The sequence below is a fragment of the Pseudoalteromonas luteoviolacea genome, from assembly GCF_001750165.1.
Classification (GTDB): domain Bacteria; phylum Pseudomonadota; class Gammaproteobacteria; order Enterobacterales; family Alteromonadaceae; genus Pseudoalteromonas; species Pseudoalteromonas luteoviolacea_G.
Map to the genome: position 1 here is coordinate 1,154,137 of NZ_CP015412.1, position 22,582 is coordinate 1,176,718.

General features: G+C 39.4%; 21 protein-coding genes. 14 read left to right on the forward strand and 7 right to left on the reverse strand.

What is annotated here, in order from left to right; translation table 11 throughout:
* Positions 1-25 precede the first annotated feature (25 nt).
* Positions 26-2,080 carry a c-type cytochrome gene (locus tag S4054249_RS25105; protein ID WP_046357343.1) on the reverse strand — a complete coding sequence of 685 codons (2,055 nt, stop codon included), beginning with the start codon at positions 2,078-2,080 and terminating at the stop codon, positions 26-28.
* A gap of 401 nt (positions 2,081-2,481) precedes the next feature.
* Between S4054249_RS25105 and S4054249_RS25110 the strand changes: the two genes are divergently transcribed.
* Positions 2,482-3,315 carry a mechanosensitive ion channel family protein gene (locus S4054249_RS25110; protein ID WP_046357344.1) on the forward strand — a complete coding sequence of 278 codons (834 nt, stop codon included), beginning with the start codon at positions 2,482-2,484 and terminating at the stop codon, positions 3,313-3,315.
* 49 nt (positions 3,316-3,364) lie between these two features.
* Here the strand turns inward: S4054249_RS25110 and S4054249_RS25115 are convergent, their stop codons facing one another.
* The gene (locus S4054249_RS25115; RefSeq protein WP_046357345.1) at positions 3,365-4,063 is read right to left on the reverse strand and encodes an outer membrane beta-barrel protein; all 699 of its coding nucleotides are present in this window, start codon (positions 4,061-4,063) and stop codon (positions 3,365-3,367) included.
* Between the two features lie 500 nt (positions 4,064-4,563).
* Between S4054249_RS25115 and S4054249_RS25120 the strand changes: the two genes are divergently transcribed.
* The 3 genes from S4054249_RS25120 to S4054249_RS25130 all read left to right on the forward strand — a co-directional run bounded on the left by S4054249_RS25120 (position 4,564) and on the right by S4054249_RS25130 (position 7,782).
* Positions 4,564-5,328 (forward strand): enoyl-ACP reductase FabI, encoded by a 765-nt coding sequence (locus S4054249_RS25120; RefSeq protein ID WP_046357346.1) that lies wholly within the window; start codon positions 4,564-4,566, stop codon positions 5,326-5,328.
* On the forward strand, positions 5,329-5,811 hold the full coding sequence (locus S4054249_RS25125; RefSeq protein WP_046357347.1) for a MaoC/PaaZ C-terminal domain-containing protein: 483 nt from the start codon (positions 5,329-5,331) through the stop codon (positions 5,809-5,811).
* Between the two features lie 135 nt (positions 5,812-5,946).
* Complete coding sequence (locus S4054249_RS25130; RefSeq protein WP_046357348.1) at positions 5,947-7,782, forward strand: methyl-accepting chemotaxis protein; 1,836 nt, start codon at positions 5,947-5,949, stop codon at positions 7,780-7,782.
* A 129-nt stretch (positions 7,783-7,911) separates the two neighbouring features.
* Here the strand turns inward: S4054249_RS25130 and S4054249_RS25135 are convergent, their stop codons facing one another.
* The 3 genes from S4054249_RS25135 to S4054249_RS25145 form a co-directional block, all read right to left on the reverse strand.
* Positions 7,912-9,333: a PQQ-dependent sugar dehydrogenase gene (locus tag S4054249_RS25135; RefSeq protein WP_046357349.1), complete on the reverse strand. Its 1,422-nt coding sequence runs from the start codon at positions 9,331-9,333 to the stop codon at positions 7,912-7,914.
* A 426-nt stretch (positions 9,334-9,759) separates the two neighbouring features.
* Positions 9,760-11,415: an alpha/beta hydrolase gene (locus S4054249_RS25140; RefSeq protein ID WP_052961059.1), complete on the reverse strand. Its 1,656-nt coding sequence runs from the start codon at positions 11,413-11,415 to the stop codon at positions 9,760-9,762.
* 171 nt (positions 11,416-11,586) lie between these two features.
* On the reverse strand, positions 11,587-12,147 hold the full coding sequence (locus tag S4054249_RS25145; RefSeq protein WP_046357350.1) for a hypothetical protein: 561 nt from the start codon (positions 12,145-12,147) through the stop codon (positions 11,587-11,589).
* A gap of 491 nt (positions 12,148-12,638) precedes the next feature.
* Between S4054249_RS25145 and S4054249_RS25150 the strand changes: the two genes are divergently transcribed.
* Positions 12,639-13,085, forward strand: a complete 447-nt coding sequence (locus S4054249_RS25150; protein ID WP_046357351.1) for a DUF1353 domain-containing protein — start codon at positions 12,639-12,641, stop codon at positions 13,083-13,085.
* Between the two features lie 63 nt (positions 13,086-13,148).
* On the opposite strand, the gene S4054249_RS25155 is transcribed toward S4054249_RS25150, so the two are convergent.
* Together S4054249_RS25155 and S4054249_RS25160 are read right to left on the reverse strand one after the other, a co-directional pair.
* Entirely contained in the window at positions 13,149-13,559 is a 411-nt protein-coding gene (locus tag S4054249_RS25155) for a hypothetical protein (RefSeq protein ID WP_046357352.1), read from the reverse strand.
* 239 nt (positions 13,560-13,798) lie between these two features.
* Positions 13,799-14,110 carry a hypothetical protein gene (locus S4054249_RS25160; protein WP_046357353.1) on the reverse strand — a complete coding sequence of 104 codons (312 nt, stop codon included), beginning with the start codon at positions 14,108-14,110 and terminating at the stop codon, positions 13,799-13,801.
* A 253-nt stretch (positions 14,111-14,363) separates the two neighbouring features.
* Here S4054249_RS25160 and S4054249_RS25165 point away from each other — a divergent pair, with 253 nt between their 5' ends.
* From S4054249_RS25165 to S4054249_RS25205, 9 genes are all read left to right on the forward strand, one after another.
* On the forward strand, positions 14,364-15,671 hold the full coding sequence (locus S4054249_RS25165) for a M43 family zinc metalloprotease (RefSeq protein WP_046357354.1): 1,308 nt from the start codon (positions 14,364-14,366) through the stop codon (positions 15,669-15,671).
* A 170-nt stretch (positions 15,672-15,841) separates the two neighbouring features.
* The gene (locus tag S4054249_RS25170; RefSeq protein WP_046357355.1) at positions 15,842-16,081 is read left to right on the forward strand and encodes a hypothetical protein; all 240 of its coding nucleotides are present in this window, start codon (positions 15,842-15,844) and stop codon (positions 16,079-16,081) included.
* 275 nt (positions 16,082-16,356) lie between these two features.
* Positions 16,357-17,097: a hypothetical protein gene (locus S4054249_RS25175; protein ID WP_046357356.1), complete on the forward strand. Its 741-nt coding sequence runs from the start codon at positions 16,357-16,359 to the stop codon at positions 17,095-17,097.
* A gap of 86 nt (positions 17,098-17,183) precedes the next feature.
* Positions 17,184-17,768 carry a GNAT family N-acetyltransferase gene (locus tag S4054249_RS25180; RefSeq protein WP_046357357.1) on the forward strand — a complete coding sequence of 195 codons (585 nt, stop codon included), beginning with the start codon at positions 17,184-17,186 and terminating at the stop codon, positions 17,766-17,768.
* A 376-nt stretch (positions 17,769-18,144) separates the two neighbouring features.
* The gene (locus S4054249_RS25185) at positions 18,145-18,555 is read left to right on the forward strand and encodes a YjfI family protein (RefSeq protein WP_046357358.1); all 411 of its coding nucleotides are present in this window, start codon (positions 18,145-18,147) and stop codon (positions 18,553-18,555) included.
* A 15-nt stretch (positions 18,556-18,570) separates the two neighbouring features.
* Positions 18,571-19,263, forward strand: coding sequence for a PspA/IM30 family protein (locus S4054249_RS25190; RefSeq protein ID WP_046357359.1), 693 nt, complete (start codon positions 18,571-18,573; stop codon positions 19,261-19,263).
* 5 nt (positions 19,264-19,268) lie between these two features.
* Positions 19,269-19,589 carry a hypothetical protein gene (locus tag S4054249_RS25195; RefSeq protein WP_046357360.1) on the forward strand — a complete coding sequence of 107 codons (321 nt, stop codon included), beginning with the start codon at positions 19,269-19,271 and terminating at the stop codon, positions 19,587-19,589.
* A 61-nt stretch (positions 19,590-19,650) separates the two neighbouring features.
* Positions 19,651-20,259: a hypothetical protein gene (locus S4054249_RS25200; protein ID WP_046357361.1), complete on the forward strand. Its 609-nt coding sequence runs from the start codon at positions 19,651-19,653 to the stop codon at positions 20,257-20,259.
* Between the two features lie 142 nt (positions 20,260-20,401).
* Positions 20,402-22,501 carry an SPFH domain-containing protein gene (locus tag S4054249_RS25205; protein ID WP_046357362.1) on the forward strand — a complete coding sequence of 700 codons (2,100 nt, stop codon included), beginning with the start codon at positions 20,402-20,404 and terminating at the stop codon, positions 22,499-22,501.
* The last annotated feature ends 81 nt before the right edge of the window (positions 22,502-22,582 follow it).

The following is a 22,582-nucleotide window of genomic DNA, read 5'->3' on the forward strand; positions in this document are numbered from 1 at the left end:
ACACAGAATATGCACTCGCAGGCGCTTAGAGTGTTTTTAAATACTCTATCAAGGCCATTTTTTCTTCATGGTTTAGTTTTTTACCTATTTTACCTAGCACTGTCGGATCGTCAGTAAACGCGTGACCAGTATTGAAATTTCCAGCTTGGCGAGTATCTAAAATGAAGTATCCGTTTTGATAATCATCTGTTTGGTTTGCAGGCTGTAAATCCGTACGCAGGTTAAGTGCATTCACATACTTTCCTTGAGATACACCGACGTTAATTGGATCAAATTCGAGTTGACCCAGCTCAACAAAAGTTGGCCTTTCGCGAGGTTCCGATAGCAGGCTGTATAGGCTTGGCACTGAACCATTATGTAAGTATGGTGCTGTGGCCCAAATCCCGTTTAACGGACGCGCTTTATATGCAAAACTATGTTTGAGACAATTTGGTCTCCCCCCTTCAAGCTTATGTTGTTGCTCTTCGGAAGTGTAGTTTTGTATAAACCATTGTTGATTAGTTTCCTCGACGACCGCGCCAAGTGCTAGCGCAAAGTTATTTGCTGCGTTGTCTTTTACCGTAACAAACTGCAACTCCTCTTTCATGTGTTTAGTTTTTTGTTCTTTATTGACGTGCACACACACGTCAGTATTGAGGCCTAGTTCTTTTGTATTGACGGTACGGTTCGGAAGTACTTCGGCTTGCGCAGGATCTGTACCTATGTATGCCAAGTTGATCAGATTGAGCTTTAGATATTTCAAATCAGTCTGTTTAACTTCCCCCTCTTCTTCATAGCGGATTTTCTGCCAGTGCTCTTGCCAAAATTGAGGGTTATCCATCGGAGGTAAATGGCAGCTTTGGCAATTTTTTATGTAAAGTTCTTTACCTTTTGCAGCTAATTTTTCGTCAATTTTAGGCAGACTATCAGGCCACTTGGGGGCTCTTAGGCCGTTGATCTTGCCCAGCTCTCCTGGTTGGTAATCTCGAAGTGGATATTCACCTGCTAACCATTGTTCAATGTTGTAGAGTGACTTGATGGGGATAGAGCTTGCAAAGCTTGCTGGCTGTTGCAATGGGTTGGTCGGAATTTGCATATCAACATAGGCCGCAACGCCAAGCGCTTCGCCTGCATTGCGAATAAGTGGTTGCATAATTGAGCCGTCATATTGCACCCAATCAAACCAAGATGTGGTCCATATATGTGGATAATTCACAGGTGCTTCGATGGGATTATAATTTTCAGGTCTATCCATATTGTCAGCAAATACTTTGTTACCAATACGATTGAGCGCATCTAGTCGGGTAAACCCTTCGGTAACATTGATGGTATCTTGGCTTTTAGCTAATTTTGCAACCGTAGCATTCAGCGCATCTTTGAGTTTGGCTTTGCTGACAACATTGTAATTACTGCCAAGTACCTTTTTAGCAAATCGCTCGAAGCGACCATCGAAAGGCGCTAGTTTACTGGACAATACCGTTTGACCAATGGCCGCGCCTAAAGATTTTGTCAACAATCCCAAATCTGTCATTGCTGGGCCGCCATCGACCACATATCGCGTGTTTTGATAGGTGAATTGCCCAGTGTGGCAAGCCGCGCATGTAAAACCAACTGCTGTGGCCTTTCGGTTCAGGCCAGCCATTGGGATACTGGTTGTTTTGGCAAGGCCTAAAGGAAGTTGTACTTCTACGCTGTCTTGTTGATCAGGGTCGTTTAAGTTTATAAAGCCTAGTCGATAAATGTACTCTGTCAGGAAGGTTTTCTCTTGGCCAAATAAAATAAACCAAGGTGTGTTTTTTGGAGCTTCAAGCGCAATTAACCACTCATAGGGGATGGGGAGCGTGGCTGTTCCTTGGGATGCATGGTAGGGCCATTGGTGGTTGTAATCTTTCGTGCTAGGCCAACCATTTTGGTTGATAAAGTGAGTATCAAGTTGTTTATATTCTGGCAGTTTAGGTGGGGTTAGTGCATATTTCAGTTCATTTAGGGCAGCAATGGTGCGTAACGAGACCAAAATAATGGCTAGGATAATGAGCGCAGATAGGATCCATGGCCATTTCTTTCGTAGCCAGCAAAGTAAAATCGGATGCTGATTGGACATATTTTTCTCAGACGGTAGTTGATGATTGTTAATATTTTTGCATGGATTTGTAACGCTAGAAATTACAGTGGATTACACTGAAGACGGTAAAACGTTGTTTGTGTGATTTAAAAAATGAGGCGTGTTTGATACTTTTCTTTTTTAACTTACTGTTTTAAATGAGAGCAAGGTGAGTGATGATTTGAACTTAGCGCACTAAACTTGAAGAGCAGTAACATTTTCCCTTACCGCTGTTGTTGCTATAGACGAAAGTTTATGTGCTGAGTGCCCACGTATTACACTGATTTGTATAGCTAGGTTTGTGAACAGCTCAGTTTATAGTCTCAAAGTAATAAATATTCATAATTAATTTCATTTTTTTAACTAAGCTTAGTTCTTTAGGTTTAATTAATGAGGTTTTTATGGATACGTCTTCGATTGACCCACAGAAAGTGATTGACTTGATGGTTGAGCATGCTGTTAATTTTGCGCCTAAATTGGCTCTGGCGATTATTACGCTGATTGTTGGTTTATGGTTGATCTCACTCGTAGGCAAAGCGATTGATTACTTGCTTGAGAAGCGAGATTTCAATATCTCTTTAAGAAAATGGCTAAGTAGTGTTGCGACGGTTTTACTTAAAGCTTGCTTATTCATATCGGTTATTTCAATTTTGGGTGTTAAAACAACATCTTTCATCGCGATATTGGGTGCCGCAGGCCTTGCAGTAGGGCTTGCATTACAAGGCAGTCTATCTAATTTTGCCGGTGGTGTGCTGATCCTTATCTTTAAGCCTTTCAAAGTTGGTGACTATATTGTTGCACAGGGAGAGGAAGGTGTGGTTGAAGCAATTGATGTATTTTGTACTTTTCTAACGACTTTAGATAATCGCCGAATTATTCTCCCTAATGGACCTTTGGCCAGTGAACAAGTCAATAATGTAACGCACGAGCCAATCCGAAGAGTCGACCTTAGTGTGGGGATCAGTTACAACAATGGTGTGGATGAAGCAGAAAAAGCATTATTACAAATGGCTAAAAGTGATGAGCGTATTTTGCAAGATCCAGCTCCTTTTGTTGGTGTTGTTGGGTATGGCGATAACTCGATTGATTTAGCTGTATGGGTTTGGTGTAAAACAGACGATTATTGGGATGTGTATTTTGCGACAAATCGTGCAATAAAACCCGCCTTAGATAGTGCGAACGTATCAATTCCTTTCCCACAAAGAGATGTACATATTATTGAAAATAAAAAGTGAACTATGTCTTGATGAAATAAGTGGGGCATAGGCCCCACATATTTTAAATTTAGAAGCGATATCTAAGAGTTACGAAATGGTTTTCGTACACATCAAAGTTCTCATAGCGCGCACTTAGGGCGACATTTTCAGTAACTTGATACTGTAATTCGAACTTGATGACTAATTCATCTTTCTCAGCCGCATTTTTTATGTGCTGGTAACCAATACCTGTCATCGCAGTAAAGTTGCCATGTAGATTGATATGGTAATTGGCTTCAACGCCAAACACACTGCTGTGTCCTTGCACACTGTATTGAAGTAAATTACCAAGCATATCAGCATCATTTGTGCTAAAAACACGATCGTATTGAATGCCTGTCTGTTTGTAATCCAATCTGCCAATTGAGCCTTTAAACTCTAAAAGTGCATTTTCTTCTAAAGGAATGAGATAAGCTGCATTAACATTCCATTGGGTTGCATCACTGTCTTCATCGAGTATTTTCAGTGAAACCGTATTTTCAGATTCATCAACCGTGTTGTAGCTATGCTCATCTGATGTTTTTAAATATTGAGCAGAGACTACCCAGTTTTCGTCGACTTGCTTACTGCCTTCAACAGCATAGCCTTTAAGGCTGATGTCTGTGTCCACAGCTTCCATTTTAAACTTTGCATGACCTGCGCCAATGTAATCAAAGTTAAAGTTGTCGTTTGCATGGGCAGTTGCAGATAAAAGTGCACCAGAAAGCGCCAAAGAGATGAGTTTCATGATTTCCTTACTTGTTTTAGGTACTATTTTCAGCCGCGAATCATACCGATTGTTTACTTAATGTAAAGTATATTTTTGCAAAAAATGGTTTGATTTTTTATTTGGTATAATTAGGTTGTTTTTTACTTATTTTGTATTTTAAATGCACTGGTTGGTGTGTTTTATCTATTTTTATGGCTGTTTTTTGAGGCTTTTCAGTTGGTTGTTAAATTTAAATACAATGTTTTTATTGACTTTTTTGGAATTAAATTGGGTGTAAATTGTGCAATAATTGGGTTTTTTGAAACTTAATTTAACCTTTGTTTGAAAATGATACGATTTTTTTGGGCCAGTGTTTTAACTATACAAGCGAAGTATAGCCATTAAAGCTGAGTAATCGGGTGTTTGAGAATCAAATTCACTTTCTTATTTTTCTTACTGTCTTATTTATGAAAAGTCTGGCTTTTATAATTATGAACATGGTTTAAGTAGGCATTGAATTAAAACCTTTGGACAATAGTATGATTAATTTGTCTGGTAAAAAAGGCATGGTTATCGGTATTGCCAATGAACATAGTTTGGCTTATGCGTGTGCCAAACAATTAAATGACTCGGGAGCGGAAGTTATCGCAACGTACGCAAGTGAGTCCGCGGCGAGATTTGTTCTGCCGTTGCAAAGCACCCTAGAAGGCGTGTTATTGGTGCCTTGTGATCTGCGTGATGATTCTTCTATTACTCGTTTATTCGCGTTGACAGAGTCTCATCTAGGCTCAATTGATTTTATAGTACATTCAATTGCATTTGCGCCGATGTCTGACCTACAGGGCCGTTTAATCGATTGTAGCAAGGCTGGATTTCAAGATGCAATTGATGTGTCGTGCCTCTCTATGATCAGTTTAGTCAGTAAATTTGAAAGGATACTAAACGCGCAGGCCAGCGTGGTGACAATGTCTTATTTAGGCTCAGAAAGAGCTGTTCAAAATTACAATGTGATGGGGCCTGTAAAATCAGCCTTAGACTCAAGTGTTCGATATTTGGCCATGGAATTGGGTGGTGTAGGCTGCAGGGTAAACGCGATTTCAGCAGGTCCAATAAAAACCAGAGCCGCATCAGGGCTCAAAAACTTTGAACAACTAATCGAAAAAAGCCAAATAGGTTCTCCTTTGCAAAGGAGCCTGTCCAGCGAAGATGTGGCAAACACAGCAATATACTTAGTGAGTGATTTGTCACATGCAGTGACAGGTAGCACGATATATGTTGATAATGGCTATCATATGATGGGTTAAATGATGAAATTAAGAAATACGGTCTTTGAAGATATTGAAATAGGTCAATGTGCAGCGCTTGTTCGCCACGTTGAAATGAGTGATATTACAGGGTTTGCGGCATTGACTGGAGACTGCAACCCCATTCATTTAAACCAAGATTACGCAGAACACACCCCATTTCACGGTATTGTTGCTCATGGCATGTGGAGTGCGGCGCAAATTTCGGCGGTGATAGGGACGAAGCTACCAGGTCCCGGTTCGGTCTATCTTTCGCAAGATCTCAAATTCGTTGCGCCGGTAAAAGTGGGGGATGTGATCACGACCAAAGTCACAGTGGTTGATAAAGATTACAGCCATGGCTTTTTAACGATTGATTGTCAATGTACTAACCAAAGAAATGAAGAAGTAGTGTTTGGTATCGCAACCATACTTGCTCCTACTGAAAAGCTCTTTATTGATGTAGAGTCACCAGAAGTTAGATTGGTAGATAACTTATGCTAGGCATCCTCTGTCCAAAACAGAAAGTTAAAAACGACATTTGATGAGTATTTAACAATAAAAGGCTGCAATACCGAATAGTTGTATTATATTTTTAGACATGTGTATAGCGGGTATGGATAGTACCGGAAGGTTGATATGTTTGCACAGCTAAAAATATCGAGTCGACTAGGTGTCGGATTTTGTGTGTTACTACTTTTGTTTAGTTGTGCTGTTTTGGTTTCTATTCAAGCGCTTAACACCGCGGCTGACGGTTTTAGTGATTACCGGTCACTGGCCAGAAATACTAATAATGCAGGGCGTGTGCAAGCAAATTTGCTGACCTTAAGGATAGCGGCACTGCATTATATCAACACGGGTAGTCATATCGCATTGCAAGAAGAGCGAACAAGAATGGCAACCTTGAATGAGTTGCTAGCAAACGCCCACCAAGACGCAATCAGCAACGAACAGATACAGACTTTCATTGATGTTGAAAAACTTGCCAATCAATATGCCAATACCTTTCAAAAAGTTGAGGACAAAATAGCTCAGCGCAATGCGATTGTTCATGAACAGCTCAATAAAATGGGTCCACTCATGGAACAAGATTTGTCGAGTATTTTACTCAGCGCACGCCAAGATAACGATATGGAGGAGGCTTTTTATGCCTCTTTGGCACTGCGAAACCTCTTATTGGTTAGACTTCATGTGATTAAATTCTTAGACAGTAATGACAGTGAAGATGTTGAAAAGGTAAATAAAGAATATGGAGCATTCATAGTTAATTTAAAAGCACTCGATGATCAATTGCAAGATGATACTAGAAGGCGTCATTTTACCAATGTCCGTCGACTGGCTCCCAGATATATGAATCAGTTTACAGAGCTAGTAAGCGTGATAAATTCTCGTAATAGATTGAAGCGGGAAAATCTAGATGTGATTGGTCAACAAGCCGCAAATAAAATAGAGTCATTGAAGTTATCTATCAAAGATAAACAAGACCTAATGGGACCAGTATTACAAAAAGATAATAAGGTTTCGCAACAGTTTGTGATATCCGTGAGTGTGTTGAGTTTAGTAATAGCGATTATACTCGCACTGCTGATTTCACGTTCAATTACGGTGCCTATTAATGAAGCTGTTGCAATCGCAAATGCATTAGCACAAGGCAATCTTCACCTTAAGAAAAAAGTAAAAGGCCACAGCGAAACGGCCAAATTGATGCAGGCTTTAAAAGACATGGCGGAGCAATTTAAAGCGGTTATTCATGAAGTGAAACAAAGTGCAGCCGCGCTTGAAAAATTTGCGTCATTGGTTATTCGCACTGCAAAAGAAATGGAGGTCACCGCGGCATCTCAAGAGCGCAGTGTCGCTGATACAAAACATGCGGTGATATCTATCAGTGACTCTATAAAATCTAACAGTGAATATGCTTTGGCTACTGAACAAGTCGCGATTAATACAGCTCAAGAAGCCAATGACGGTGGGCAAAAAGTGAAAACAACCATAGAGGCGATGAAGACCATAGCAGAACAAGTCAAAATCATCGATGAAATTGCCTATCAAACTAATTTATTAGCATTAAATGCAACCATTGAAGCTTCCCGTGCGGGTGAGCATGGAAAGGGATTCACGGTTGTGGCAAGTGAAGTTCGTAAATTAGCTGAACGTTGCCAAAATGCATCAGAGCGCATAGGTACAAGCGCGTCAGAAAGTGTCAATTTGGCCGAAAATGCAGGAAGCCAGTTAGAAACGATTATTCCAGCAGCAAATAAAACGTCTAATCTAGTGCAAAATATTATGGAGATTTCTAAGCAGCAGGAAGCTGGTCTTAGTCAAATAAACCAAACAGTAGAGGCTGTTGATACTGCCTCTAAACGTTCTACAACGGCAAGTAATGACTTATCTAACTCGGTGAAAAGCGTTGTTGCATTGTCCGAAAGGTTACGTGCTTCTGCGTCCTTTTTTAAATTGTCTTCGAGAGATAATTAGTTCCATTGCCTTTTGACGTTGGGCTCATGTCCAAAAATACTTCAGCAGTTCAGCGATGCACTGGGAATGATCTTGTCCTTTGTCAATTAGGTGATGAAGCGGCAACAACAGTACCGCTACATCGTTGAGTTATTTAACTTCACTCAGAGCAACAACCTTACTTTGATTGCTCTGACGATCGTTGATTGTGATAAATAACTCCCCTGAAGGCGCAGTAACAACATCTCTGATCCGTCCAAGTCCTTTCAATATGATTTCGTCCTCAATAACGCGGTTATTTTTAATTCTCAGACGGTGAAGTTGTTTTTTTGCTAAGCTACCTACAAATAGATCACCTTGCCAGTTTTTAAATTGCTTACCGGTATAAAAATTCATGCCTGCAACGGCGATAGAAGGGGTCCACTGATGGACTGGGAGTTCCATACCCGGTAAGTCAGTATGTTGCGTGATTGGGGAACCATCATAATTCATACCATATGTCACTTTTGGCCAACCGTAATTCACCCCTTTGGTAATGAGGTTTAGTTCATCCCCCCCCCTTGGCCCATGTTCTGTTGACCAAACTTGACGTGTTTTAGGATGGATCACGAGGCCTTGAGGGTTCCGGTTACCATAAGTCCAGATAGTCTTGAGAGTGCCTTTTTGATTGTAAAAGGGGTTATCTTTGGGAATGCGCCCATCTTTGTAAATACGATGAACTTTGCCGTTTTGCGTTTCTAAATTTTGTGCATCATCCTGATGTCCTTCATCGCCATTAGTAAAGAAGAGATATGGTCCATCAATTGCGAATCGAGAACCAAAATGCCAGCCTCTATTTTTGTGTGTTTGTTTTGGTGCTTCAAATAAAGTTTGTTGTTCTACCCACTTTCCATCTTTGATTTTTCCTCTCACGATAGCCGTTATACCAATATCTTTGTTCGAGGCATTTTTTCCTGTTTTTTTGCTATAAGACAGATATATCCAACCATTCTTGTCGTAATCAGGATCAGGGAGTACGTCAAGCAAGCCACCTTGGCCACGGTGCCAAACATCAGGTGTGTTGGCTACTTTTGTACGTATTCCTTTGGGGGATTGGAGCCAGAGTTCCCCATGCCTTAGAGTGTAGAGTAGGCTTCCATCAGGCAAGAAATCCATTGCCCAAATTATACCGCTCGTTGAAAGGACTTCTCGGGTGTTGACGTTATGGAGGTTTGTCTTAAATTGTTTACTTAAGGTTGGTGTTTGGATTTTAGCTATGTCGGCGTTGTAACTTGTCTCTCTTATATAAACAACCAAAGTACGAATTGTTTCTTCAGACAATGCGTGCCCAAATGCAGGCATACCGCGGTCAACAATGCCGTTTGATATCGCTTTAGTCAGCGAGTCGTCTGATCCATCACTTATCCATTGGTTATCTAATAATGAGCTTGCCATTGCCCCTTGCAACTGCACACCATGGCATGAGGCACAATTGTTTTTAAAGACCTGCTCTACTTTTTCATTTGCTGCTACTGTAATAGTCATCACATTAGAGGCGATGAATATACTTGCTAAATAGTTTATCGTTTTCATTTTTATACGCACGTATTTTACTCACATCATTGAGAGTATAATAGGTAAGGAGAAATAAAGAATGGTTTATACGGTGAGTGAATAGGTATTTTGTAACGCAAAGTAACACTACGCAATATTGCTTGTTTTTAATATCGGGTAATTTTACCTTATGGATATAAGCAGGGCAGCAAAGCAGGCGAGTAGCGGGATGAATAATTCATAAACATACTTTTCGATACTTAAATTAGACAAATAAGCTAATGACCCGAACATATCAAGAATAGCGAGTAATTGCTTGTATCATAAGACATTAATTGAGTTAGTAAAGCTCAGGTTGGTAGGTCAAGTGAATCTGTTACTCTATCGTTTCGAATAATAAAGGCGCCTAATTGACGCCTATATCGAGTTTTATCTCACTTGGCATTCAAGCTTAGGTGTTTTGTGTCAAAAGTCAGCTAAGCGCATGAAGGTATCACTAGATGCGTTAAATAACTCTGGCTGTCCATGTTTTATTTGTTTAAGTGACTCAATAGTTAGGGGCTGTGCACGGCCCTCATAGGCATCATCAGTGCCAAATAGTACCTTACTTTCAAATGTAGATAAGCTGAAATTGAGCCCGTCAAGGTGTGCAATGCAATCTGTATTGGGTTGTTGCCATATATTATTCAAAAAGCTCTGCATTACATCAACACCGCAGTTGTTGCCCGTATCTGTATCTGCTGGGGACTCAAAAATAACTGCATGTGCAGTTTGAGGAAACTCTACATAGCGTTGATTTGCATTAGTAGATGTGCGCATAAACTCATGTGCATAACTATGTGGGGTTTGTGGGTCTAAATCCCCGTTTAAAACAAGAGTGGGCATGTAATGGTGGATGTCTTGATATATAAATTGGTTACTATATTTGCTCCCCCATACATCTCTGTTAATTTGACGTGTGTATAACAAATCTGTTGGTATACATGATACCGCATCTTTACAGAACTCAAGGCGATCGGTAAGAGTTCGCTGCTCTTGGCTGATCTCGTTGTGCACAATCAGGCTAGACAATACTTGAGAATAATTAAGTGGGTGTTTCGCTTTAATTTCCAGTAGTTCACGACCCACACCTTCAAATATAAATTGGTGCAAGTTATTCAAAGCAATAACATCATCTTCATTACAGCGAGCTAGTCGGTAATATGCTGGCATGAGTGCGCCTTCTACTGAACGCATTAAAAGTAAAGTAGATAATGCTTGTAAGGTACCTTGTTTGAACTTGGTTGCGCTACAGTGAGACTGTGAGTAGACATTTTTTAATAATGCCTTAATGGTATTTTCAGAGTCACTGCCTAACTTATTTTGACAAAGCGGATCTTGGTTGCAGTATTGAGTCAATTCATCAAAGATAGAGTTGAAGTTTTCGTCCCATAAGTCAAGGCTAAAGCCTTTGGACGGTACGATAGAATCGAGAATAAGTGCCTGTGCACCTTGGGGAGCGACTTGTGCAAATCGTTGTGCCCAAAGAGTGCCATAGGAAGCACCATAAACATAAGTTGGGATCCAATTCGTTGCCTTACTCTTATCAATTGAATAGGCTAAATCTTTGGCCGCGCCTGTTGTATTAAAATGAAAGAGGTCGTCTTGCCATGTTTGATGTAGTGCTTCGTAACATGCTTGCTGATACTTTGCATAATCGCCTTCAAATTGATTGGGGCAAGCTAAATGTGTTGACCACCCGACTCCCCTGTGTTCAAGAATATATAGATCATAATCTTGTGTATATTGTGCAAGTGTTGTGTCGTAATGTTTTGTATAAAAGTCAGCTGAATAACCTGGCCCACCTTGTAAAAACCAAATTTGCCCTTTAGGTTGTGGGCGTTTTGCTGGGTATTTTGAAACTAAGATATCAATGAGTTTTTCATTAGGTTTATCCCAATTAATAGGTACTTTTGCGAATGAGCATTGGTTCCTGCCATCAGGGGTCTTAAAAGTTGAAGGGCATTCACCCCAATTAAAGTTGACGTAGCGATTGAACTCGGAGCTATTTGTGTGTGCATATACTTGAGTTGCACACCCAAGTAGTGATAAACCGATTAATATAGTTTTTACCTTATACATGAGAATCCTTTTATATATTTTGTAATATGGCGAGTCTGTTTTTTTAAACTCGCCTTAATATATAAATGTATATTTTTTGTAAAAATAACGTTTGATGCGTTTTATTTTTATACAGGTAGGTCGTTGTGTATGTATGATGAGTATGGGGTGCATACTCAGGGCTGAGAGTCATTAGTTATGATTCAGAAAGTCCAGTGCAAAGGTGTTTGGACCATCCGTAGTATGATAATGACCGGTTTTGAGGTTTTTTCCGCGGATAAAGAACTCGAAAATTGCAGATCGCAGAGATAAGTCTGTCAGCGGGTGGCCCGCTTCAATGTTATATCTAATGATAGCTTTACGCTTATTTGCTAAATTTACATCCGCTAAAATTCTGGGTTGTGTTGGCTGTCCCATATTTTCAGTTTCTTGGTTTACCAAAGATTGTGGCACAAATATGATATCCGCAAACTCCCAGTTCGGATCCTGCATCTCTAACTCTAATGTTAATACAGTGCTTATATTAGGTGTAGTTCTATCCTCAAAAGAAATAGTTGGATAAATTTGTAGGCTGTGTAAAAGCGCTTTCTCATGGCTACAAGGGTCTAGCTTTACTTGCCAGTATTTGTCATCAGGTTTAACAAGTTCTCGGTATTGTAAAAATGCCGTTTTGTTTTGCCACAATATGGCATCGTCTGATGCGTTAACTATAGGGTGTACACAGCGGTATATTGAATTTCGAATGTCACTCATATTTATGTAATTTCTCTACTTTTTTAGGAGTGTAACAATTTTAAATTCAAAGTGGAGGTCAGTGGGTGTCCTTTAAGGTATGTACTTAAATAGTGAATTTTGTATAAAAAAGTAACAAATTCTGGTGTGTAAATAAAAAAATTAATAATATTTTGTTTTATTAAATTTAATGGTGTTTTAACGTTGACACAACACACCATATATACCTAATATAGGTCCTCGTTGAGGCACAAGTTGAAGCCAAATTAGGGGAACCATAACAATAACTAAAACCCCGATTGACCAAGGTTTTTTTGCAAAAAGAAATTTTGGTATCCCATCAAATAATAATAAAAAGGGATGGTATTTCTTGGCCAGTATGGCAACTCCATTTTGGAGTTGCCATCGTTTTTCTTACATTTCCAATGTACTTCTCTTGAGAAGCTATCTCATAAAACTGACACTTAAAAATGCATTAATAGCTCCAGACTCTTATCTTTTTGGAAGCAATTATGAATGTTCTAAACTTAAAACCTGTCAGTATTTCACATTCAAATAAACTAAACAGTGCCTATGAATTGGTTGAAGACTTTCAATATGAGTATGATTGTAAAGTGTATTGGGTGCCCAAGTTTTTTCAATATGATGGTGCAAGCATTCCTAAAATGGCATATTACCTTGTAGGTACGCCGTTCAACCCCAGATATATGCAAGCCGCCTTGGTGCATGATTGGTTATATCATACCCATGAATTAGATAGAGTTTCTGCAGATGACCTATTTTATAGTATGTTGCTTCAGGCCGGAGTGAGGATGCCAACAGCTGTCATTATGAAGCGCGTGGTCGAACTATTTGGTAGTAGGTATTGGCATAATGACGACGCTGATATTGCTTACAAAACGGAGCTGGAAAAGCAGATATTGAAAGATGGTAGGAATCCAAGTGTTTATGGCTTATAAACATACGCCATATGCGCTTAGCACCGACATAGAATTAAGCCGGTGCTGTGCACATGCTGGCTGCTAATCTGTTTTTTGACGAACGTTTGATTGCTTTATGTTCAAAAATACTAAGCCAATGATCCCTGTCATTGCTAAGCCAGATAATAAGAATGGATCCATTGCGATATGCTCATGAAACTTAAATTTGCCTGCCGATATGGATTTCCACCCCATAAAGTGTTGATTAGCCGCAACAACTGCACCAAAGAAACCTATTACAAGCGCTATGTATTTAGAAATCCAGTGTGATGCGCTTGGAAGAAGCAATAGTACGCCCAGTAATCCAATGACCGTGCGTTGTGTTCTGCAGTAAGGGCATACATATACGACGCCAGCTAGCTCTACAGCCCATGCCGTAATACTAATAAGGATGGCTGCAACAGCAACAAATTTACTATATTTGATGTAAGTTTCTAATTGAAATGGTGACATTTAAATACCTATAGGTTATGAAGCTAATACTGTCTTCATGGTTATTACTGTTACAGTATAACATTTTAACCAGTGCGATGGTAATTTTATTACTCTAGGTAAATAAGGGTTTAAGAATATAAAATTCTTTGTTTTGTCGTTGCTGCTTCTTTGCTTAATTGAAAGGGGTTGTTGCTTTTTTGACTTTTTAGAATTTAAAAGTAGGCCGAGATTAAACTGGCCTACTAGAGTAAGAATACTTACTTGTTAAGATAACAAATAACAAGCTCATCCTTTGGATTATCTTGTGTGTCTTCTATCAAATATTTAGCTTGGATACTATTTTGGCATGTACACATATCATAGTAACTTGTGAGATAGGGCCTACCATTTTCATCTTTATCTGATTTTGACACGCTGCATGTTGGTTCTCTCCAGCGTGCATCCCAACCGCTTTTGCCAAATGCGACTATTTTAATCTTATTAGAAAGCAACTTTGCGTTAATTTGGTCAGTGTTAGCTGATGCGTTCAAGGCGCAAAGTGCTAAGAGGCAGGTAATTAATTTTTTCATCATTCATCCTTAATAATTAACAGTATAGAGCTTTGGCTCTATGTTGGGTTATTTTATTCCTGAAACTTAAAATGGCAAGTATTTTTATTTCCTTAAATTGCTCGGACCCAGTAATATTAAAATGAAAATCAGCTTTTATTTACTAATAGAAAATATTGTGAGTAACAACAAATAACAAATTTAACTTGGATGTTTTATATACACTTGGCTATTGTAGTTAATTAGTTGCATTTTTAATTTAAGGATAAGTTTCATGCGATATATAGCTTTTACTGGTATTTTATCAATTTTTTTGCTGGGTTGCGGTGGTTCTAGTGAGTCAGATACACCTAACTCATCATATCCTGCGCCTGTAAATTATGTGGTCTCAACATCATTTAACAAGGGTGGAGGAATATCTCCATTATCTTTCAAAATGGGAGCTTCAAACTCCAAAATATTCAAGATTGAGATGGAGCAAGGTTATGAGCTAGAAAACATTTCGGGGTGTGGTGGTGTTCTAAATGGGCACGACTTTAGTGTCAAGAATATAAATAAGGATTGTACTATAGAGGCTAAATTTAAAGCTCATCAATATGCTGTCAATGTGGAAACATCAACAGGGGGATGGGTGGCTCAGCCTAATTATAAGGTAGCTCATGGCAATAAAGTTGAGTTTTTAGTTATACCAAATAGTGATCATTATATTGAGTCTGCAGTAGGCTGCGATGGTAGTTTGAATGATTTGCGCTATCAAACGGGAGCTGTCAAAGCTGACTGTACTGTTACAATTAAACTACAAAGCCATTTCCCACTCCCAGAGGAAGGGATCGAAAGGATCCGGTTACCTGTTGTTGTACACGTGCTAGAAAATGAGTATGTTGAAATCAGTGATGAGCAAATTATTTCGCAAATTGAGGCGACAAATAAGCACTTTAGAGGGTTGAATCATAATGAGCTTGAATCAATTGATGATCAGTTTAAGCCATACATAGCGGACACTGGGATTCAGCTGTATTTAGCATCACATGATCCCAATGGTAACCCACATTCAGGCATAAATCGTAAAGTTGCTAATTTGAGTGTAATTAGTGCTCAGCATTCTTACGCAAAGTCGGAAGAAGGAGGAATAGATGCTTGGCCAACTGATCAATATCTCAATGTTTGGGTGGGTTATGCGAGGGATTTTAAGGGCGTTTTAGGCTTAGTTGGCAGGGCAAACATACCTGGCTTGGCTGATGATAGGGTAATTGGTGTGGTAGTAGCGGATACTGCATTTGGCATCATTCAGCCACGAGAGCCCAGATTTAATCAAGGCAAAACATTTACACATGAACTGGGGCATCTATTGGGTTTAATAGGGCATACGCATGGAATGCCAACCGATAAAAATACCCATAGCCATTTAACATGTGATGGTAAAGCGACCACAGCTTGCAAAAATAGTGACTTGTACATGAACTTTATGAACTCGGAAGTAGACGACAGTGGTCAACTTATGTTTTCTGTAAGTCAGCGGCAAGTGATGGTGGAGTGGTTGACATCTGGACCATTGCAATCATTGTATTTAAATACTCGGTAGTTAAGGGCTAGCTCAGCTTTTATCAACCCATCTCTAAGCAGTGGGTTTTTTGCATCACTTGAGAATGGTGACAAATTAAACTTGATACTCGTGTAATACTTTGTAATAGTTGAGCTACAAGGACTTTTATATAGTTATTAATGTTGAATAACTTACAATAAAGACGTGCTATGGATCAGAAATTTATAGAACAAATTAAGTATGAAGAGCGTGATTCTCAATCATGTGAATATGCTGAGTCAAATAAGCACTATATTAATGCCACATTGCTTCTGGATGAAAGCAACGCCTCAGATGAAGATAGAATTAAACTGTTGACACAGCTAAACTTGTACCGTCACTCTGCATCGATTGAAATAGAGGAAGTTGCAGATGGTGTATTTAATATGCGCTTTGCCTTATTAAATTAAGTCGTACAGCAAGGCCTTGATTGTGTTTTATTGATTCTAGCCTCCCATTTCTTCACTTATAAACGAACGCTAACCTATAATGTAAATTTAATGTTTACATTATAGGTATTTAGCTTTAGATTAATATCTAAACAAAAAATAATAAAATGCATATCTGTTATGGATAAATTTCATTGCGACTTAATTTATACGCCGATTGATTAATTCGGCGTCGATGTTGTGGTGGAAGCTAGTTGCGGAGTTTAATAGCCTCAATAAAGAGGGGAGTCGTTATAATGCAGGATGGTCAATACAGTATTTCTTATAATAATCAGATAACTACTTCTCAAGATGATTGCAACAATGTTGTGGAAAGTAGCTATATTATCAGTGTTAAATCTTCTGAAAATGGTAGTTTGAACGTGTCGTTTATGCAAGGGTTTGACAGTTTCTTAGCTGCTTGCATTTGTCATGAAAATAATCGTGTTGGCACTGAAATAAGTAAAGAAGATATATTCGATTTTATTATTTTTAATGACCCAGATTATGGTATGTATTTATCACAAGAAAGCATGCCTGATAATCGCCTAATAATGGCATTAGACCGTGTTGCAGCATACGGAGAGCACACTTCGGAAGAGGTTTTTCAATTGCTTCAAACGCAGATGATTCGAGATATTTCAATCATCGCTTTAAAAGAATTAGACGAAATAAAGAACAACGCACAAATGACCCCGGTGGTAGGACAAAATAAAACAAGATTAGCTAAAAGTGAGCAAGGCGAAGCAGGGTGTAAGCTTTCAATATTAGAATTAAAGAAAATAATAGGAGAGCAACCTAAAGGAGATTATGAAGCACTGTTGAGCGATGCTTGGGAAGCCGTGCACAATCAAAAGTGCTATCAAAACACTGGCATACAGTATGTATGTTATGAGTTGGATAAGAGTGATTCCCTGGCTTATCATGAGTCCGTTTATCACTCATATACTCTCAAACAACATAAGCATATTATCAGAAGAATTGTCCGTATCGATTAATCAAGGATGTTCACTATAAAAGTTACTGTTTCCGATTTTTATATCCTTTACAATTGAACATAGTGTTCATTTAAAGGAATTTAAATATGTGGTTATCCAGCGGTACACTTGAAGGCAAGCTCGTCGTCTTGGAGCCTTTGTCAGTTACCCACTGTGATCTGTTAAAAGAGGCCGTAAGTGACGGTCAAAGTTGGCAACTTTGGTATGCAACTGTGCCTACTCCAGAGGGGATGCAAGCCTATGTTCAAAAAGCGCTTGAAGCTATGGAAAGTGGGGAAATGGCTTATGTTGTAAAAACCAAACATGACGGAAGAGTGGTTGGAACTACTCGTTTTTATGACGTAAAAGAAAAGCACCGCCGAGCATCAATAGGCTACACCTGGTATTCAGACTCGGTGAAAAGAACCGGAGTAAATACTGAAAGCAAATACTTACTTATGTCTCACCTTTTTGACACTAAAGGCGCGTTGTCTTTGGAGTTTAAAACGCATTTCTTTAATCAAACTTCTCGGGTGGCAATTGAAAAGCTAGGCGCAAAGTTGGATGGTGTGTTACGAAGCCACCAAGTCATGCCTGACGGTTCAATTAGAGATACTGCTATCTATTCAATTTTGTCTCACGAATGGCCTGCGGTAAAAAATAATTTAAAAGCCAGATTACGAAGTAATTAATATTGTGTTGTCGGAGTGATGAGGACATTAACTCGTTACTCCAAAACGATCTACACCTCCAACTAACACACATCAATCTTAAAATCATAAAGCCTGCTTATAATCGTTGTTGTACTCCATAACATGTTGTTATTCATATGAATATATTAATTTTACCTCGTTATAAATTGCTGTTATAAATTGCTGTTATAAATAGCGGTGGTTAACTATGGCTCTTTGAGCTTTTGGCTTGAAGCGAGATAAGTAAACTTGCGTTTTTTTCAAAAATGTTATTGACATATTATGTCATGACGTGCAAATCTAAAGTCGTTAACTCATACAAACAGTTCGGCTTTTACTTACGGAAAAAGCCAATTAGATATAAGGAATCTGTTATATGGAATTAAATGAGCTTTCCCTCAAACTCTCTCAGTATGAAACTGAAGGGGCCAGTTTTGAGTCCTTTTTTATCAACAATGTTGGACAAGAAGTTCTACAAGTTATTGTTGATGGAAATGATGAACTTCCAATTTTTGTTACCCGAACAGAAGAGCAAATCTTGTGTATTTGTTATTTGTTCTCAGAGCAAGAAATAACTGCACAAAAGCAAGCTGAATTAAACGATACATTATTGCGCTTAAACGTACCTATGCCGTTGAGTGCATTTGCTAAGATTGACAATAAATACGCAATTTTTGGTGCGCTTTCTACAAATTCAACACTTGAGCAGCTTGGTCATGAGATTGTCACTTTATCTGCCAACTCGATAGATGCGTTAGATGCAATTAGTGATTATTTGACTGAATAATAAGGAGTATTAATCATGAGTATTTTAAAGAAGTTATTTACTGCGGTTAAAGGTGGTGTGAATGAAGTGGGTGAAGGCATTGTTGACGCCAATGCAATTCGTATTTTTGAGCAAGAAATTAGAGATGCCCAAGCCGCATTGAATGATGCCAAGCGCAGCCTAACAGAAGTGATGGCTAAGGAAATACAGACTACACGCGCTATCAAAAGTCTCGATGAAGATATCGTTCAGCACGAAACTTATGCTGCGCAGGCACTTGATAAAGATGAAGAAACTTTGGCGCTTGAAATCGCTAGTAAAATAGCCGAGTTTGAGCAGGAAAAAGCAGAGCAGCAGCAAGTGCTCAATACGTTTGCGACTAATGTGAGCAAGCTTAAAGAGCAAATTAAGCAAGCTGAAAAAACCATTGTTGAGAATCAACGCCAACTAAGCATGGTTAAAACCACTGAAAGCGTACAAAAAGCAACCATGGCTGTGAATGATACTATGGCATCGGGTGACTCTGCGATGACATCTGCGAAACAGTCACTTGAGCGTATTAAACAGCGGCAAATGGACAGGCAAGATCAACTAGATGCAGCACAGCAATTAGCTGATGAAAATAGTGATAAATCACTTAATGATAAAATGCGCGCAGCTGGTATCGGTGAAGAAGCAACAAAGGGCGCAGATGTATTGGCTCGGATCCGAGCAAAACAAAATAAGTAACACGGATGAGTGAAAATAAAAAAACTTGGCAAAAGCAAGAAAAGGCAGTTAGAGCTACACAGCTTGCTTTTGACTTAAGCTCCGAAGTGCAAAAATTTATTAAGAAAAACGCAATTGATGAGGAGCTCACCCCATCGGATATGATCCGACGGATCCTAGGATTAGAAATAAAATCAAAAAAAACGCGCCAAAGGCTTAGTTTTAATTTAAGCGATGAGGAAATTGGGCTGCTGGCGGAGCGTTTTGACATTGCTGATGGAGATAAGCGTATGGTAAAGCAAAAGGTTGCTGATTTGCTTATCCAGCATGTCAAAAACAGTAAGTAGCGCTTTTAAAAAGAGTACATGTGGTTTGAATAGCCCCTAACTCATAGGAACACAAAAGATTATGGACTTTCTCAATACTATTTTTACTTTTCCCACCGTGGTGTTTACCACTTTATTGCTTATCGTCATTATTTTTTGGCTGATTGCGCTGTTAGGTTTTGCTGATATCGATATGCTAGAAGGCGACGTTGAGCTTGAAGTTGAGGGGGGCAGCGATTCTTTCTTGCAAATGGGATTTGGTGGCGTACCGCTGACTATTTCAATTAGTTTAGTGGTGCTGATCAGTTGGGTTGCAAGCTTTTACGCACATCAACTATTTGCTTATGCTTTAGGCGATGGGGTGATGTTTTATTTACTTGGCAGTTTGATGATGCTTGGCTGTTTTGTAGCTTCCATTCCTTTAACCGCTTTATTAGTTAAACCTTTGAGACGCTTTTTTGATAGTAAGGAAGCGGCGTCTAAAAACGACTTTATTGGTCTTGAATGTGTGATTGCAACAAGCAAAGTTAACAGCCAATTTGGCCAAGCAAAAGTCCAGTTTCAAGGTACAGAACAATTGATAGAAGTCAGAGCCGATGAAGAGGGGTTGTTTGGACTTGGCGATGTCGCGCTACTAATTGAACACGATATTCATAAAAACAGTTACTTAGTTGTTGAAAAGCCTTGGTAATAATAACGAATTAAGTCATCAATAATATTTAATCAACTTCTCCAATTTCTATCATGGTGATTGGGGAAAATATCCCATGGCAGCTCTACGTGAAAACAAACATAGCCATGGTTTGGAATAATTAAAACATTTAGGAATACACATGGAATTTTTAGATAATCTCGGACCAATTTTAACAATCGTTGGCGTGGTCATCGCCGTTATTTTTGCGATTATTTTAATCGTGGGGAAGTTTTATCGAAAAGTGGATCAAGGGCATGCGCTCATTATTAACAAAATGAAAAATGAGCCAGATGTCACAACTACGGGGGGCATTGTTTACCCTGTTATTCATAAAATGGAGGTGATGGATATCTCAACCAAACGCATGGTATTGGAGCGCAGAGAGAACAGCGGCTTGATCTGTAAAGATAACATCCGTGCAGATATTGCAATTACCTTTTATATTCGCGTTAATGAAAACAAGCAGGACATTTTACGTGTTGCCAAGCAAGTTGGCTGTGCACGCGCTTCTCAACCTGAGACTCTACAAGAGCTGTTTGAAGCTAAGTTTTCCGAAGCACTGAAAACAGTGGGTAAGCAAATGAACTTTGAGGAGTTGTTTACCCATCGTAACCAGTTTAGAGATGCGATTAAAGAGGTGATTGGTCAGGATCTATCTGGTTATACATTGGAAGATGTTGCGATTGATTATCTAGAGCAAACCTCCATTCACAAACTTGATGAAAACAACATTTTGGATTCTGAAGGGATCCGTCGCATTACCGAAAAAACAGCGGAACAAAACGTTCAAACCAATCAACTGAAGTGTGATGAGCAAGCGCAAATTGAGATCCAAAACCAAGCGGCGTTAGAGAAGTCGTTGGAAATCGAGCGTCAAAAAGAAGATGCTAAAGCAAAGCAGCAGCGCGAGATTGAAACGGTCCGTGCAAGGGAGACGGCTGAAGCGGAACGTGTAAAGCAAGAAGAACGTTTGAAGTCAGAAGATGCACGCTTAAAAGCAGATGAAGCAATTGAGATTGCCGAGCAAAACAAACAGCGTGAAATTGACATTGCTGAACAAAATCGCCTTCGTGTACTGGCCATTGAAGAAGAAAAAGTGGCGCGTTCTCGTGAAATCGAAGTTATTGAGCGTGAGAAAGAAACGGAAATCATGCGCATTAACAAAGAAAAAGCGCTTGAAGTGGAGCGTAAAGAAATTGCTGAAGTGTTACGTGACAGAGTAGCCGTTGAGAAAACGGTTGCAGAAGAACAAGAGCGTATTAAAGATGTGCAAACATTGGCAGCTGCAGAGCGGGAAAAAGAAGCAATTGTGATTAAAGCCAAAGCAGAAGCAGAAGAAGCACTGGTGAAAGATATTGAAGCAGCTAAAGCGCAAGAGCAAGCGTCAGAGTTCAAGGCGAGAGAGCTTGAAAAAATGGCTGAAGCTGAGCTGCGTATCGCAAATCAAACGGCTGAGTCGAAAAAAGTGTTGGCGGAAGCAGAGCGCGCAGAAAAAGCGGCAGCTGGTTTAGCTGAAGCCGAAGTTACTAAAGCGAAAGCAGAAGCAAACGCGCAGCAAGGTGAAACGGAAGCACAAGTATTGCAACAAAAACTGGCGGCAGAAGCACAAGGTAAACGTGACATCGGTTTTGCAGATGCTGAAGTGCAATCGGCAATGGCTGAGGCAATTGAGAAACAAGGTGAAGCGGAAGCTCAGACACTTGAACGTCGTATGTCAGCAGAAGCAAAAGGCCTTGAAGAGAAGCTACAAGCGTTAAATGCGATGGATCAGTCGGCGCGCGATTATGAAAGCTTTACGTTGCAGCTTAACCAGCAAAAAGAGTTAATGCTTGCTAAATTAGAAGCTGAAAAAGACATTGCAGCGCATCAATCTGAAGTGCTTAGTAAAACACTGGGTAGTGCAGACATCAACATCATGGGTGGTGATGGTCAGTTCTTTAATCAGTTTATGAAGGCTATCACACTCGGTAAGTCAATTGATGGCTTAGTGGGTGAGAGTGATACAGTACAAACCTTATTTAAAGATCATTTAAATGGGGAAAGAAATATCATGGATGACCTAAAAGGTGTTTTAAGTGGTGCGAATGCGTCATCAGAGACGATGAAAAATGTGGCAATGAGTAAGTTTTTTAGTCAGTTAGGAAATAGCAGCGATGCTGAAAAGCAGCAGCTTTTAGCGCTACTTGGTAGTACGCTAAACGGCAATTCGAAGCAAGTTGAGTCAAACGAGCAGAGCTAAGCATCGTTTGAAATGATGAACAGAGCATGCGTTCTAGCATGCTCTCACCTTTCTAATTACCCTCCTTGTACAACAGGACAG

What these genes read in the sequence shown, in the direction of transcription:
- S4054249_RS25105 (WP_046357343.1), bottom strand. Translation starts at nt 2,080, where the DNA reads ATGTCCAATCAGCATCCGATTTTACTTTGCTGGCTACGAAAGAAATGG.
- S4054249_RS25110 (WP_046357344.1), top strand. Translation starts at nt 2,482, where the DNA reads ATGGATACGTCTTCGATTGACCCACAGAAAGTGATTGACTTGATGGTT.
- S4054249_RS25115 (WP_046357345.1), bottom strand. Translation starts at nt 4,063, where the DNA reads ATGAAACTCATCTCTTTGGCGCTTTCTGGTGCACTTTTATCTGCAACT.
- S4054249_RS25120 (WP_046357346.1), top strand. Translation starts at nt 4,564, where the DNA reads ATGATTAATTTGTCTGGTAAAAAAGGCATGGTTATCGGTATTGCCAAT.
- S4054249_RS25125 (WP_046357347.1), top strand. Translation starts at nt 5,329, where the DNA reads ATGATGAAATTAAGAAATACGGTCTTTGAAGATATTGAAATAGGTCAA.
- S4054249_RS25130 (WP_046357348.1), top strand. Translation starts at nt 5,947, where the DNA reads ATGTTTGCACAGCTAAAAATATCGAGTCGACTAGGTGTCGGATTTTGT.
- S4054249_RS25135 (WP_046357349.1), bottom strand. Translation starts at nt 9,333, where the DNA reads ATGAAAACGATAAACTATTTAGCAAGTATATTCATCGCCTCTAATGTG.
- S4054249_RS25140 (WP_052961059.1), bottom strand. Translation starts at nt 11,415, where the DNA reads ATGTATAAGGTAAAAACTATATTAATCGGTTTATCACTACTTGGGTGT.
- S4054249_RS25145 (WP_046357350.1), bottom strand. Translation starts at nt 12,147, where the DNA reads ATGAGTGACATTCGAAATTCAATATACCGCTGTGTACACCCTATAGTT.
- S4054249_RS25150 (WP_046357351.1), top strand. Translation starts at nt 12,639, where the DNA reads ATGAATGTTCTAAACTTAAAACCTGTCAGTATTTCACATTCAAATAAA.
- S4054249_RS25155 (WP_046357352.1), bottom strand. Translation starts at nt 13,559, where the DNA reads ATGTCACCATTTCAATTAGAAACTTACATCAAATATAGTAAATTTGTT.
- S4054249_RS25160 (WP_046357353.1), bottom strand. Translation starts at nt 14,110, where the DNA reads ATGAAAAAATTAATTACCTGCCTCTTAGCACTTTGCGCCTTGAACGCA.
- S4054249_RS25165 (WP_046357354.1), top strand. Translation starts at nt 14,364, where the DNA reads ATGCGATATATAGCTTTTACTGGTATTTTATCAATTTTTTTGCTGGGT.
- S4054249_RS25170 (WP_046357355.1), top strand. Translation starts at nt 15,842, where the DNA reads ATGGATCAGAAATTTATAGAACAAATTAAGTATGAAGAGCGTGATTCT.
- S4054249_RS25175 (WP_046357356.1), top strand. Translation starts at nt 16,357, where the DNA reads ATGCAGGATGGTCAATACAGTATTTCTTATAATAATCAGATAACTACT.
- S4054249_RS25180 (WP_046357357.1), top strand. Translation starts at nt 17,184, where the DNA reads ATGTGGTTATCCAGCGGTACACTTGAAGGCAAGCTCGTCGTCTTGGAG.
- S4054249_RS25185 (WP_046357358.1), top strand. Translation starts at nt 18,145, where the DNA reads ATGGAATTAAATGAGCTTTCCCTCAAACTCTCTCAGTATGAAACTGAA.
- S4054249_RS25190 (WP_046357359.1), top strand. Translation starts at nt 18,571, where the DNA reads ATGAGTATTTTAAAGAAGTTATTTACTGCGGTTAAAGGTGGTGTGAAT.
- S4054249_RS25195 (WP_046357360.1), top strand. Translation starts at nt 19,269, where the DNA reads ATGAGTGAAAATAAAAAAACTTGGCAAAAGCAAGAAAAGGCAGTTAGA.
- S4054249_RS25200 (WP_046357361.1), top strand. Translation starts at nt 19,651, where the DNA reads ATGGACTTTCTCAATACTATTTTTACTTTTCCCACCGTGGTGTTTACC.
- S4054249_RS25205 (WP_046357362.1), top strand. Translation starts at nt 20,402, where the DNA reads ATGGAATTTTTAGATAATCTCGGACCAATTTTAACAATCGTTGGCGTG.